Origin of the sequence: Streptococcus castoreus DSM 17536, from assembly GCF_000425025.1 — a bacterium.
Lineage (GTDB): Bacteria > Bacillota > Bacilli > Lactobacillales > Streptococcaceae > Streptococcus > Streptococcus castoreus.
The window spans coordinates 102,902-117,251 of record NZ_KE384294.1 but is presented as its reverse complement, the minus strand read 5'-3'; the positions used below and the strand labels follow the sequence as shown (position 1 = coordinate 117,251).

The following is a 14,350-nucleotide window of genomic DNA, read 5'->3' as shown; positions in this document are numbered from 1 at the left end:
AAGAAAGAAGAAAAAGATGGCATTAATTGAAATAAGAGGTGTTTCTAAAAAATACCACCGCTCAACGACCGCCCTAAGAGACATTAATGTCTCTGTCAATCAAGGCGAATTTGTTTATCTGGTTGGTCCGTCAGGTGCTGGGAAATCAACCTTTATTAAGCTTCTTTATCGAGAAGAGAAATTGACTTCAGGGAACTTGTATGTGGGCGAATTTGATTTAACTAAGATGAAAGGGCGAGAAGTTCCGATTCTTCGTCGCAATATTGGTGTGGTCTTTCAGGATTTTAAACTTCTTCCTAAGAAAACTGTTTTTGAAAATGTTGCTTATGCTATGGAAGTTATTGGTGAGAAGCGCCGTCATATTAAAAAACGTGTCCCAGAAGTTCTAGAACTCGTTGGATTGAAACACAAGATGCGTTCTTTTCCTAATCAACTATCAGGTGGTGAGCAACAGCGTGTTGCCATTGCTCGTGCTATCGTTAATAACCCTAAGCTACTAATTGCTGATGAGCCTACAGGGAATTTAGACCCTGAAATTTCATGGGAAATCATGCGGTTGCTTGAGCGCATCAATCTTCAAGGGACTACTATTTTGATGGCTACTCACAATAGTCACATTGTGAATACGTTACGCCATCGCGTTATTGCCATTGAAGATGGTCGCCTTGTTCGTGATGAAGAGGAAGGAGATTATGGCTACGATGATTAGATACTTTTTTCGTCATATTTGGGAATCCATTAAAAACCTTAAACGTAATTTATTGATGACTTTTGCTTCTGTTAGCATGGTGACTGTAACTTTAACCTTGCTTGGTGTCTTTACGGCGACGTTACTCAATATTCAACGTGTTGCTTCAGGTGTTGAGAATAACATTCAAATTAATGCTTACTTGCAAGTTGATTCAACAGATGCTGCCAAGGTAGTGAAAAACACTAATGGTGAGCAGGTTGACAATGAAAATTACCACAAAGTTTATGACAAAATTGCTCAGCTAAAGGGAGTTAAAAAAATCACTTTCTCTAGCAAAGATGAGCAATTAAAGAAATTACAAGATACCTTGGGGGATGTTTGGAACATGTACAATGAAGATACCAACCCCCTTCAAGACATTTACATAGTTGAAACTGAGTCCGCCAGTCAAGTTAAGGCAGTTAGCAAGAAAATCAAGGCTATACATGGTGTTGAGGAGGCAAATTATGGGGGGATCAATTCGGATAAACTCTTTAAGTTTTCAAAAATGATCCAAACCTGGGGGCTGATTGGGACAGCTTTGCTCTTGTTTATTGCCGTCTTTTTGATTTCAAATACTGTTCGCATGACCATTATGTCTCGTCAACGTGACATTGAAATTATGCGTCTGGTTGGTGCTAAAAACTCTTACATTCGAGGACCATTTTTCTTTGAAGGGGCTTGGGTCGGCTTGATAGGTGCCATTTTACCATCTATTTTGATTTATTATGGCTATGAGTTTGCCTATAAGCACTTTATCAAGGAGTTACAGCTGAATAATTTGTCAATGTATCCCATTAATCCCTACCTTTATATGCTGATAGGTACCTTGTTTGTCATCGGTATTATTATTGGATCACTTGGTTCAATGCTTTCAATGAGACGTTATCTCAAACGTTAATAATAAGAACTTCTGACTTAGGTTGGAGGTTCTTTTTAGGGGAAAATGTCAAAACCACCAGTTGTCTAACTGATGGCGTATAGAGTTGATGGCAATGGCTGGCTTTTGAGGTGTGGCTGTTACAGTAGATTAAACTATAAATAAAGTACAGCAATGGTTGTTATCGGTATAAAGTGGAAAATGAGTATCGCAAGTAGAGAGTTTCATCGTGGTGAAGGTTAGCCAAAAAGTGACAAAAGAGACAAGATTTTGGAGACTGTAGGCACGATAATTAGCAATGACATCCTTAAGATTGTTTGCACTTGTGTCCCTTAGAAATTGTTAAAGAAAGGATTGGCATTTTTTTCATGGCTGATAGTGGTTGAAGGACCGTGTCCAGGATAAACATGATAGTGGTTAGGTAGGGAAAACAGTTGTGTTTTGATACTGGTTATCAACTGCGAAAAATTTCCTGTAGGTAAATCTGTTCTTCCAATGCTTTCCCGAAACAGAGCATCCCCACTGAAGATAATTCCTTGTTCTGGGAAGATAAATGACACACTTCCTGTAGAATGACCAGGTGTTGGAACAACGCAGAAATGAAAGTTTGCGATGTTGTACGGTGTCTGATATTGAAAAATCTTGTCAGCAGGTTGACAGATGATGTTAGGCATATCCGCATGGCGAATAAGTCCTGAAAGATTCAATTCAGGGGTATAAAGCCAGCTAGCCTCCTCCTTGGCGACATAGACAGAGGGGAATTGGCAAAAATGCCGGACCTCTTCTAAACTCATGATATGATCGTAATGCGTATGGGTCAGTAAGATAGCCGCAACAGGTTTGTTAAGAGATTTGATGTGATCCCTAATTCCTTTGCCATTGCTTCCTGGATCAATCACTAGAATGGCTTGTTGATTGACTAATAAATACGTGTTTTCTTCCGCAATAGGATTGGTTATGGTAATAATGGTCATGTTTTTAGGGAATCAAAGTCGTCTTGACTTTCCTTTCTAAATTTTTTGACTTAGCCAAAGTTGTTTTTCCACTTAACAGTAAAACTTGAAAGACCTGGTAAAATCGAGTTTTTATGTAGGCATTAGCGATAATCTTTTCGAGGGCAAATTGATAAAATCAATGTCTGTCACATGAGAGACTATTTTGGTTTCTATTATAACATGACTTGGGCAAAGAGCCTCTAAATTGACCACAAAAGTGAGAAGAAACCCAATTATTAAAAATAAAACAAACACAGCGACAGTCACTATTCAATCTGATTTATCATCTCGTTCTAAGCATTTCTAGCTTAGCATTTAAATAGGTTTGAAAGTTCTGCGGTTATTATTGGGGGTATCCGCAATTTCTGTTTTAGAATATCATTTCTTATGCCTGAAACCTCTTTGGTATCTTCAGAAGTTGGTCAAAGTTGTCTTAAGATGGCTTATTTTAACAGTTCAAATAGCAACCTGTCAAAAACATGATATAATAGGAGTACTATGAGCAATGAATTTACGAGAAAGTATGCCATTATTGATTTGGAGGCTACTAGTGCTGGGATAAATGCCTCTATTATTCAGGTTGGTATTGTGATTGTTGAGGGAAAAGACATTGTTGACACTTACCAAACGGATATTAACCCTCATGAGCCTTTATCAGACCATATTAAGCAGTTAACAGGAATTACGGATGAACAGTTGGCAAAAGCCCCTGATTTTTCACAGGTGGCAAAGACCATTTACGATCTGATTAGTGATTGTGTGTTTGTGGCTCATAATGTGACTTTTGATGCCAATTTATTAGCCGAAGCGCTATTTTTTGAAGGTTATGACTTATTAACACCACGTGTGGATACGGTTGAACTAGCCCAGATTTTTTACCCGAGTTTTGAAAAATATAGCCTCGGTCATCTGTCAGAACAATTAGACCTTGACTTAGCAGATGCACACACAGCTATTGCAGATGCCAAAGCAACCGCTGTTTTATTTATCAAATTATTGCAAAAAATTGAGAGCCTTCCAAGTGACTGCCTAGAAAGTCTTTTGGCTTATTCAGATAGTCTTTTATTTGAGACAGCAATGGTCATTGAGCAAGGATTGACCTTAGCTAAACCCTATGACCCTCAAAAATACGTCAAAATTAAGCAAATTCTTTTACCGAAGCCCAAGATGAAAAAGGCTGCCGTTCAACTATCAAAAAATCTAGACGTTAATAGGGCACTTCTGGGTTTAGAAGAGCGGTCTCAGCAGACAAATTTTGCCAAAATGATTGAGCGCCAGTACCATCAAGATGGTGCAAGTTTTATTCAAGCACAGGCAGGCATTGGCAAAACATTTGGCTATTTACTCCCTCTTTTAGCCCAAGATGAGCAAAACCAGATTATTGTTAGTGTTCCAGCCAAGATTCTTCAAGACCAACTAATGGCCAATGAAGTGGCAGCTTTACAAGGGCAATTTCATCTGGATTGTCATAGTTTGAAAGGACCAGCCAACTATCTCAAGTTAGAGTTGTTTACAGAAAGCTTGCAGCAGAACGATCAGAATCGCTTGGTCAATCGCTATAAAATGCAGTTACTGGTCTGGCTTTTGGAAACGGAAACCGGTGATCTTGATGAGATTAAACAAAAGCAACGTCTTGCGACCTATTTCGACCAGATAAAACATGATGGTATCATCAATCAGTCCTCGGTGTTTTACGATTATGATTTTTGGCGAACCAGTTATGAAAAAGCAAAGAGAGTTCGTCTATTGATTACTAATCATGCTTATTTTTTGCACCGTGTTCAAGATGATAAATCTTTTGCCAAAAATAAAGTCTTGGTTTTTGACGAAGCTCAAAAATTAATGTTACAACTGGATCAGCTCTCTCGTTATCAACTAAACCTCACCACCATATTACAGCAGTTACAGGCTAGATTAGCCAGTTCTTTACCGCTCTTAGAAAAACGCTTGTTAGAGAGCATTTCATTTGAGTTGGGGCAATTAACCAGTGATTACTATCAGGGGCAAGGCGACAGATTTTCTTTTGATTGGTCACGTTTAGCCGGTTATGTTAAGGAATTGACTGGTGCTGATTATCAGGATTTGAAAATCTTTTTTGCCCATACTAATGACGATTATTGGGTAAGTGCGGATAGACAAAATGACAAACGGGTGATCTATTTAAATAGTACCAGTAAGGAATTTATCAATTTCCAAGGCTTTTTACCAGAAACCCTAAAGACTTATTTTGTCTCAGCGACCTTACAAATTAGTCCGCAAGTGACATTAGCGGATTTGTTAGGAATTGACCATTATACTTACCATACTATCGAAAGTGATAAAAAGGAACAGCAACTCTTGGTGATTGATCAGGAAATGCCTTTGGTTAATGAGGTTAGTGATCAAGTTTATGTTGAAGCGATCGCTAAACGACTTTACGCACTTAAGCAGCAAGGCAAACCTATTTTAGTACTCTTTACTGCCAAAAAACAGTTGCTAATGGTATCTGAATTACTAGATAATTGGCAATTACCCCATTTGGCACAGGAAAAGAGCGGCACAGCCTATAACATCAAAAAACGTTTTGATAGGGGTGAGCAAGCGATTTTACTAGGCATGGGGTCATTTTGGGAAGGGGTTGATTTTGTTCAGGCAGATCGCATGATAGAAGTGATTACCCGTCTACCCTTTGACAATCCTGAGGATCTTTTTACCAAAAAAATGAGTCGTTACCTGGTTTCTAAAGGGAAACAACCGTTTAATGATTACTTTCTGCCGATGGCGATACTAAAACTAAAACAAGCTATCGGTCGTACAGTGCGCCGTCAGCAACAGAAATCGGCGATTCTGATTTTAGACCGTCGGCTGTTGACGACATCTTATGGTCAGGTGATTTTTGATGGTTTAAATCAAGAATTCTTGATTTCTCAACAAAATTTCCAAGATAGTCTAGTAGAAATCGCACGCTTTTTGCTATAATAGAGAGGATCACATCATAAAGGACGCTTATGGTGAGAGTAGTCAAGGCAACTTAAAGTTGGTTTTATATTGGTCTTTTTTTGTTTTGAATCTTATTATTTCGTGCGCAAAGATGATTACGATAAACTGTTGATGGCTAATTTTAGCCAAGGAAGTTTGATTTAAGAGTTATCAATAGCCTGACCATTATTGAAGGTTTGACAAGTCAAGATACGGACTTGTTTGCTATGTGATTGACATAAGAAAAGACAGAAAGACTAATGAAAAGGAGAGACGATGACCAAACTATCAAAACGTGTGTTGGAAATGGAAGAAAGTGTAACCCTGGCAGCGGGTGCTAGAGCCAAGGCTTTAAAAGCTCAAGGTCGTGATATTTTAAGTCTAACCTTAGGTGAACCTGATTTTATAACACCCCAAAATGTTCAGGACAAGGCTATTGAATCCATTCAAAATGGTAAGGCGAGTTTTTATACGATTGCCTCAGGTTTACCTGAATTAAAAGCAGCCATTGCAACCTATATGGAAAACCAATACGGCTATGTGGTATCTCCAAAAGAGATTGTAGCAGGAACAGGCGCTAAATATATTCTCTATGCTTTTTTTATGGCTGTCTTGGATCCGGGTGATCAGGTTTTGATTCCAACCCCTTATTGGGTTTCTTATTCTGACCAAGTCAAAATGGCAGAAGGTCAACCCGTTTTCGTTCAAGGACTAGAAGAAAATCAATTTAAGGTGACTGTTGCCCAACTGGAGGCGGCAAGAACACCCAAAACAAAAGTTGTTTTGATTAATTCGCCATCAAATCCGACAGGAATGATTTATGGAGCAGATGAGTTACAGAAAATTGGAGAGTGGGCGGTTGCACATGATATTATCATTTTAGCAGATGATATTTACGGTTCCTTAGTCTATAACGGCAATCAGTTTACACCGATTTCAACGCTCTCAGAGGAGATTCGTCGTCAAACGATTACGGTCAATGGCGTGGCTAAAAGTTATGCCATGACGGGCTGGCGGGTTGGTTTTGCTGTTGGAGACCCTGAGATTATTGCCGCCATGAGTAAAATTATCGGGCAAACCACTTCTAATTTAGCAACGGTTTCGCAATATGCAGCTATTGAAGCCTTTGCAGGTGATCAATCCTCTCTTGAAGGCATGCGCCTGGCTTTTGAAGAGCGCCTTAATACCATCTACCCTCTTTTAAATCAAGTGGCAGGTTTTGAGGTTATGAAACCACAAGGAGCTTTTTACTTCTTCCCAAATGTGAAAAAAGCGATGGCGCTGACGGGTTTCACCGATGTGACAGCTTTTACGGATGCTATTTTAGAAGAAGTTGGCTTGGCTGTTGTTAGCGGTGCGGGATTTGGTGCTCCTGAAAATATCAGGTTAAGCTATGCTACTGATTTAGAAACCTTAAAAGAGGCTGTCAGACGCTTACATGTGTTTATGGAACGCCGTAGCAAGTAAGCATAAGATAAAATAAATTTATAGAAAAGAGACATTATGACCAAGAAATACGTTTCCATTAGTGGTGTAAAAGAGTATGTAGGACAAGAAGTGACCATTGGCGCTTGGGTTGCCAACAAATCAGGCAAGGGAAAAATTGCCTTTCTTCAATTACGTGACGGCTCTGCCTTTTTCCAAGCTGTTGCTTTTAAACCAAACTTTATTGAGCGTTTTGGGGAAGAAGAAGGAACCGCTAAGTTTGACACCATCAAACGCCTGAGCCAAGAAACCTCTGTCTTTGTCAAAGGAATGGTGAAAGAAGATGAGCGTTCAAAATTTGGTTACGAACTTGATGTGACAGATATTGAGGTCATCGGCGAGTCACAAGACTACCCAATCACACCAAAAGAGCACGGGACAGACTTCTTGATGGACAATCGTCACTTGTGGTTACGTTCCCGTCGTCAGGCTGCTATTATGCAAATTCGTAATGCCATTATCTATGCGTCATACGAGTTCTTTGATCAAAATGGCTTTATCAAATTTGATAGCCCAATCCTATCAGGAAATGCTGCTGAAAACACAACAGAATTGTTTGAAACAGATTATTTTGGCAACCCAGCTTTTCTTAGCCAATCGGGTCAATTATACCTTGAGGCAGGGATGATGGCACTTGGTCGTGTCTTTGATTTTGGTCCCGTTTTCCGTGCCGAAAAATCAAAAACACGTCGTCATTTAACAGAGTTTTGGATGATGGATGCGGAATACCCATTCTTATCGCATGACGAATCACTGGATTTACAAGAAGCTTATGTGAAAGCTATGATTCAAGGAGTACTTGACCGTGCGCCACAAGCTTTGGAAACATTAGAACGTGATATTGATCTGCTTAAAAAATACATTGCAGAGCCTTTCAAGCGTGTGGCATATGATGATGCCATTAGCCTTCTTCAAGAACACGCTTCTGATGAAGATGCAGACTATGATGCCATTGAACATGGTGATGACTTTGGTTCCCCACACGAAACTTGGATTTCAAACTATTTTGGTGTGCCAACATTTGTGGTCAACTACCCAGCTAGCTTTAAAGCTTTCTACATGAAACCAGTACCAGGCAAAGAAGACCGTGTTTTATGTGCTGATTTATTAGCACCAGAAGGTTATGGCGAAATTATCGGTGGTTCAGAACGTGAAACGGATTATCATAAATTACTAACCAGGATTGAAGAAGAGGGCTTGAACCCAGATGACTATGCTTTCTATCTTGACCTTCGGAAGTATGGCTCAGTCCCTCACTGTGGATTTGGACTTGGTTTAGAGCGTATGGTAACTTTTGTGGCTGGGACAAAGCATATTCGCGAAGCTATTCCATTTCCACGGATGCTCCACCGAATTAAACCGTAATCTTCCTTGCTCATGGCTTACCATGGGCTTTTTAAGGTTTTATAGAGACGAATCTGGTATTGTATCATAAATGATGACGTAGCTTTCTTAACCAAAGGAAACGTATTTTTAAGTGCCAAATGAAATCCTTTTACGAATGGTTTTAGGACATTGCTAATTTGCAATAAGGAAAGTTAGTTCGGTCATACCGACTGTTTTAGCTTGTGAGTGCCCCTGTTTTATATGGTATAATAAGCTAATCGCATCATAAAAGAAGAGGGAGATGAGTATGTCAGACAAACAAATCAATCTGGTTATTGTTACAGGAATGAGTGGTGCTGGTAAAACCGTTGCTATTCAATCCTTTGAAGATTTAGGTTATTTTACGATTGATAATATGCCACCAACCCTAGTTCCCAAGTTTATGGACTTGATTGAACAAAGTAATGAAAATCGTAGGGTTGCTCTAGTTGTTGATATGAGAAGTCGCCTATTTTTTAATGAAATTACTTCGATTTTAGATAGCATTGAAACCAATTCTAGCATTGCGTTTCGCATTCTTTTTCTTGACGCTACTGATGGCGAGTTGGTGTCTCGTTACAAAGAAACAAGACGGAGTCACCCACTTGCTGCAGATGGTCGTGTGCTTGATGGCATTCGCTTGGAAAGAGAACTCCTCTCTCCATTGAAGAGCATGAGCCAAAACGTTGTAGACACAACAGAATTGACCCCTAGACAGTTACGTAAAGTCATTTCAGATCAGTTTTCTGGCGATTCAAAACAAGTTTCTTTTCGCATTGAGGTCATGAGTTTTGGTTTTAAATATGGCTTACCTTTAGATGCTGACTTGGTCTTTGATGTTCGTTTTCTCCCAAATCCTTATTACCAAGTAGAACTACGGGAAAAGACGGGATTGGATCAAGAAGTCTATGATTACGTTATGACACAACCAGAGTCACAGGATTTTTACAAGCATCTATTAACACTTATCGTTCCAATTTTACCTGCTTATCAAAAAGAAGGGAAATCCCTTTTGACGGTGGCTATTGGCTGTACGGGTGGTCAACATCGAAGCGTGGCATTTGCCCACCGTTTAGCAGAAAGTTTAGCAACAGATTGGTCGGTTAATGAAAGTCATCGTGATAAAAATCGTCGGAAGGAAACGGTAAATCGTTCATGAAAAATCCGAAAATAACCGTCATAGGTGGGGGAACGGGTATTCCTGTTATTCTAAAAAGTCTTCGTAAAGAGTCCGTTGATATTACCGCTGTTGTTACCGTTGCAGATGATGGTGGCTCATCAGGAGAACTTCGCAATGCCATGCAATTAACCCCACCAGGTGACTTACGTAATGTTTTGCTAGCCATGAGCGATATGCCAAAATTTTACGAGCGTGTCTTTCAATATCGTTTTAACGCTAGCGATGGTGCTTTGGCAGGTCATCCACTTGGCAATTTGATTATTGCTGGGATTTCAGAAATGCAAGGGTCGACTTATAACGCTATTCAAATTTTAACCAAGTTTTTTCATATTACAGGGAAAATTTACCCTTCCAGTGAACAAGCCTTGACCTTACACGCTGTTTTTAAAGATGGGCATGAAGTTGCTGGAGAAAGTTCCATTGCTAACTATCAGGGCATGATTGACCATGTCTATGTTACCAATACTTATAGTGACGAGAAACCGCAAGCAAGTCGCAAAGTGGTTGATACCATTTTAGAAAGTGATATGATTGTTTTGGGACCGGGGTCGCTGTTTACTTCGATTTTACCTAATTTGGTGATTCCAGAAATCAAGGAGGCCCTACGAAGAACAAAAGCAGAAGTAGTTTATATTTGTAACATTATGACCCAATACGGTGAAACCGAACACTTTTCCGATGCTGACCACGTGACAGTTTTAAATCAACACTTAGGCAGAGATCTCATTGATACCGTTTTGGTTAATGTGGAACAGGTCCCTCAGTCCTACATGAATTCTAACCAATTTGATGAATATCTGGTTCAAGTTGACCATGATTTTAAAGGTCTTTCTAAGACTGCTAAGCGAATTATTTCCTCTAATTTTTTACGCTTGGAAAATGGTGGTGCTTTCCATGATGGTCACTTAGTGGTTGAAGAGTTGATGAATTTAGTGAGGATCGCCAAGAAATGAGTTTTACAACGAAAGTCAAAGAAGAATTAATTCACCTATCCACCGGCGATAAAAATGAATTATCAGCCATTATCAAACTATCTGGCAGTTTGGGATTAGCAAGTCAAAGGCTTCATTTATCCATCACGACTGAAAATGCCATGATAGCTCGCTACCTTTATTCTCTCATTGAAGCCGCCTATGATATTGTCCCAGAAATTAGATACTATCAAAAGACCAATCTTCGCAAAAATCGTGTCTATACCGTCTATGTTGAGCAAGGTGTGGAGACCATTTTGGTAGATTTAAAATTAGCAGATTCCTTTTTCGGTCTAGAAACAGGCATTGAACCACAGGTCTTATTGGATGATGATGCTGGTCGGTCTTACCTAAAAGGAGCTTTTTTGGCAGCCGGTTCCATACGAGACCCCGAATCGGGAAAGTATCAGTTAGAGATTTATTCTGTTTACCTAGACCACGCTCAAGATTTAGCCAAATTGATGCATAAATTTATGCTAGATGCCAAGACCATTGAACACAAAAGTGGAGCAATAACCTATTTGCAAAAAGCAGAAGATATTATGGACTTTTTGATTATTGTAGGAGCGATGTCTTGCAAAGAAATCATTGAATCTATAAAATTACTACGTGAAGCCAGAAATGACATCAACCGTGCCAATAATGTAGAGACTGCCAATATCACCAAAACGATTAATGCCAGCATGAAAACAATCAATAATATCATCAAAATAATGGACACTATCGGCTTAGAGAGTTTACCCATTGAGTTACAACAAGTGGCACAATGTCGTATCAAACACCCAGACTATTCCATTCAGCAAATCGCAGATTCTCTTGATTTTTCAATTACCAAAAGCGGTGTTAATCACCGTCTGCGTAAAATCAATAAAATAGCAGATGGCTTATAAGAAAGTCATTTTGTATCATATGATTTTTAGTGACAGCATTTATTTGCACATTTTAGTCTGACTCTGAAGGATAATAAAAAAGTAGGCGTTAGGACACCTACTGACTAAATTTATTAAGCAAACCAATTTTTTACAACTGTCCACACATAACCAAAGAATCTGTAAAGCTAGTTCGTACTAGGTTGCGGCACGTTTTTCCCTTGCTCTGTGGGGGGAGTTTCCTTTCCGTCGTCGTAGACTCCTACCTTATAATCGCCATTAGCATAGGTACATATCTCAGAAGCAGATACAGTTTGTTGATCAATTGTCACAACACTGAGACTTATGACAGCTGTGACAGCAACGATAAATAAAAATATTTTGTTTTTCATCATTATCCTCTCCAAATTAATGTTGCTTTAATAATATAGCAAAGGTATTAGAAAAAGAAAAGTTCTAAGGTTAGTAAATTGGTATATTTTTAAATTATTTTAGCCCACTAAAACAGCCCAAAACAAAAAAGTCCTAAAAATGTACTTTTTACAAATAAATAAGTAAGGAGGTTAAAAATTATGTTAACATACGAAGAATTGAAACAGGCAGTGGACGGATATACCACAGGAGACACAGTAAATATCGTGCGCAAAAATGGACAGATTTTTGATTATGTGTTGCCAGGTGAGAAAGTTCAGCTTTGGGAGGTTGTGACAGAGGAGAGAGTGGTGATGTGTTGAGAGAATTAGAGTAATAGAGGGTGAAAAAGGGGGTATATGTTTTGTGTCCAGTACGACGGATATTTGATATAATGTCTTATATAGATAGATATTTAAGAAAGGACATAAAATGGACAATAAAAAACAGCGTTTTTCATGCACAACTATACTTGTCGGGAAAAAAGCATCCTATGACGGTTCGACAATGATTGCCCGGACAGAAGATTCTCAAAACGGAGACTTTACCCCTAAAAAAATGGTCGTGATTAGACCAGAAGATCAGCCAAAACATTACAAATCAGTTTTATCCACATTTGAAATGGACTTGCCAGACAATCCGATGACTTATACCTCAGTCCCTGATGCACTTGGGAAAGACGGAATCTGGGGCGAAGCAGGTGTCAATGAGATGAACGTAGCCATGTCAGCCACAGAAACCATTACAACCAATTCTCGTGTTTTGGGAGCAGATCCACTTGTGCCTTCTGGAATTGGGGAAGAAGATATGCTCACCTTGATTCTCCCCTATAGCCGTTCTGCTCGTGAAGGGGTTTTGCGCTTGGGAGCGATTTTAGAAGAATATGGCACCTATGAATCAAATGGGGTTGCCTTTTCAGATGAAAATAATATCTGGTGGTTAGAGACCATTGGTGGGCATCATTGGATTGCAAGACGTGTTCCTGATGATGTCTATGTCACCAATCCAAATCAATTCGGTATGGATCACTTTGAATTTAATAACCCAGAAGATTATCTATGCTCTGCTGATTTGAAAGAATTTATTGAGACATATCACTTAGATTTAACATATAGCCATGAACATTTCAATCCTCGATATGCTTTTGGCAGTCAGCGTGACAAAGACCGCCATTACAACACACCACGTGCTTGGGTGATGCAAAAATTTTTAAATCCAGAAATCGTGCAAGATCCTCGCAGTTTTGACATTCCTTGGTGTCAAAAGCCCTACCGAAAAATAACCATTGAAGATATTAAGTATGTTTTGAGCAGTCATTATCAAGACACTGCTTATGACCCCTATGGACCAGAAGGAACCCCAACAAGTAGGAAAGCCTTTCGACCAGTTGGGATCAATCGTACCAGTCAAACGGCTATTTTACAGATTCGCCCTAATATGCCTAAAGAAATTGCAGCCATCCAGTGGATGGCTTACGGTTCGATGCCCTTTAATACCATGGTTCCATTATTTACCCAAGTAAACACCATCCCCGATTATTTTGCCAACACGACCGAAGATGTTTCAACAGGTAATTTTTATTGGGTCAATCGATTGATTGCTGCTTTGGCAGATTCTCATATTAATCATCACGAAACGGATTTGGAAAACTATTTAGAAAGCACAATGGCAAAAGGTCATGCCATGTTGCATGCGGTTGAAGCCCAATTACTAGCGGGCGAAAATGTTGATTTAGAAAAAGAAAATCAAAAAATGAGTGATGACATCCAAAGAGCAACCCAAACCCTTTTGAATAAGATTCTCTTTGATGCGAGCAACTTAATGACCAACCGTTTTAGTTTGAGTGACTGATAAAATCAGTCTCTGCCTTAGCAACCCGCTAATAGCAAAATAAAGTTCACTAATAATTGAGATAAGCAGCCGATGTCATAAAAATAAGGCTGTTTATTTTTTGTACATTGAACTATTTTACTGAAATAGACTGTTTTTCAAAACACATTTTTACCCCCCCCCCCGAAAAAAAGGATTCTTCTATTTCGTCCTGATTATTTATTTTATATAATCATTTAGTAAAAATTATGAGAGATTACTTGCAGTTAAATGTGAGGATCTTTTAATTAAAGTGAACTAAAGGAGAGATTGTTTTGAAAAAAAGACATATTAACAAATTAGCCTGCCGTTACGGCTTAACCTCAGCTGCCGTTTTGTTAATGGCTGTGGGAGGATCTGCATCCGTAAAGGCTGATTCTTCAACCGTAGTAAATAAGGTAAAGAGTGCAATGAGCAACGATTATCCAAAGTTTTCAGAGTATGTAAATAGACGTTGGTATGGTTCTGAATTTGACCACGGAAGATACTTCAGTAAGTTACAAGAAACATTAACGAAAGTTTTAACTGATTTAGCAAAAGAAACTGGAAAACCAGGTCCAGTAGGTCCACAAGGTCCGGCTGGACCTCAAGGCGAAAAAGGCGAAGCCGGAGTAGCTGGACCAAAGGGAGACAAAGG

12 protein-coding genes and 1 pseudogene are annotated in these 14,350 nt (G+C 39.1%); 11 read left to right on the top strand and 2 right to left on the bottom strand.

The features are described from left to right. Nucleotides 1-16: 16 nt before the first annotated feature. On the top strand, nucleotides 17-709 hold the full coding sequence (gene ftsE / locus H346_RS0108585) for a cell division ATP-binding protein FtsE (protein ID WP_027970723.1): 693 nt from the start codon (nucleotides 17-19) through the stop codon (nucleotides 707-709). Next, on the top strand, nucleotides 702-1,631 hold the full coding sequence (gene ftsX / locus H346_RS0108580; protein WP_027970722.1) for a permease-like cell division protein FtsX: 930 nt from the start codon (nucleotides 702-704) through the stop codon (nucleotides 1,629-1,631). Before ftsE ends, ftsX begins: the two co-directional genes overlap by 8 nt. 311 nt (nucleotides 1,632-1,942) lie before the next feature. Here the strand turns inward: ftsX and H346_RS0108575 are convergent, their stop codons facing one another. Next, nucleotides 1,943-2,584, bottom strand: coding sequence for an MBL fold metallo-hydrolase (locus H346_RS0108575; RefSeq protein ID WP_027970721.1), 642 nt, complete (start codon nucleotides 2,582-2,584; stop codon nucleotides 1,943-1,945). Between the two features lie 519 nt (nucleotides 2,585-3,103). Here H346_RS0108575 and H346_RS0108570 point away from each other — a divergent pair. From H346_RS0108570 to whiA, 6 genes are all read left to right on the top strand, one after another. Next, complete coding sequence (locus tag H346_RS0108570; protein ID WP_027970720.1) at nucleotides 3,104-5,563, top strand: bifunctional DnaQ family exonuclease/ATP-dependent helicase; 2,460 nt, start codon at nucleotides 3,104-3,106, stop codon at nucleotides 5,561-5,563. Between the two features lie 276 nt (nucleotides 5,564-5,839). After that, nucleotides 5,840-7,030, top strand: a complete 1,191-nt coding sequence (locus H346_RS0108565) for a pyridoxal phosphate-dependent aminotransferase (RefSeq protein WP_027970719.1) — start codon at nucleotides 5,840-5,842, stop codon at nucleotides 7,028-7,030. Between the two features lie 36 nt (nucleotides 7,031-7,066). Then, on the top strand, nucleotides 7,067-8,413 hold the full coding sequence (asnS, locus tag H346_RS0108560) for an asparagine--tRNA ligase (RefSeq protein WP_027970718.1): 1,347 nt from the start codon (nucleotides 7,067-7,069) through the stop codon (nucleotides 8,411-8,413). A 268-nt stretch (nucleotides 8,414-8,681) separates the two neighbouring features. Continuing rightward, complete coding sequence (rapZ, locus tag H346_RS0108555) at nucleotides 8,682-9,572, top strand: RNase adapter RapZ (protein ID WP_027970717.1); 891 nt, start codon at nucleotides 8,682-8,684, stop codon at nucleotides 9,570-9,572. Next, nucleotides 9,569-10,546, top strand: coding sequence for a YvcK family protein (locus tag H346_RS0108550; RefSeq protein ID WP_027970716.1), 978 nt, complete (start codon nucleotides 9,569-9,571; stop codon nucleotides 10,544-10,546). The genes rapZ and H346_RS0108550 overlap by 4 nt, the downstream gene beginning before the upstream one ends. Then, on the top strand, nucleotides 10,543-11,454 hold the full coding sequence (gene whiA / locus H346_RS0108545; protein WP_027970715.1) for a DNA-binding protein WhiA: 912 nt from the start codon (nucleotides 10,543-10,545) through the stop codon (nucleotides 11,452-11,454). The genes H346_RS0108550 and whiA overlap by 4 nt, the downstream gene beginning before the upstream one ends. Nucleotides 11,455-11,621: 167 nt before the next feature. Here the strand turns inward: whiA and H346_RS0108540 are convergent, their stop codons facing one another. After that, the gene (locus tag H346_RS0108540) at nucleotides 11,622-11,825 is read right to left on the bottom strand and encodes a hypothetical protein (protein WP_167320982.1); all 204 of its coding nucleotides are present in this window, start codon (nucleotides 11,823-11,825) and stop codon (nucleotides 11,622-11,624) included. A gap of 180 nt (nucleotides 11,826-12,005) precedes the next feature. Here H346_RS0108540 and H346_RS09990 point away from each other — a divergent pair, with 180 nt between their 5' ends. The 3 genes and pseudogenes from H346_RS09990 to H346_RS10700 all read left to right on the top strand — a co-directional run. After that, nucleotides 12,006-12,167, top strand: coding sequence for a competence regulator inhibitor paratox (locus tag H346_RS09990; protein WP_037562911.1), 162 nt, complete (start codon nucleotides 12,006-12,008; stop codon nucleotides 12,165-12,167). A gap of 109 nt (nucleotides 12,168-12,276) precedes the next feature. Beyond that, nucleotides 12,277-13,695: a C69 family dipeptidase gene (locus H346_RS0108530; RefSeq protein ID WP_027970713.1), complete on the top strand. Its 1,419-nt coding sequence runs from the start codon at nucleotides 12,277-12,279 to the stop codon at nucleotides 13,693-13,695. Between the two features lie 293 nt (nucleotides 13,696-13,988). Next, nucleotides 13,989-14,350 (top strand): annotated as a pseudogene (locus H346_RS10700) (hypothetical protein); the annotation flags it as partial.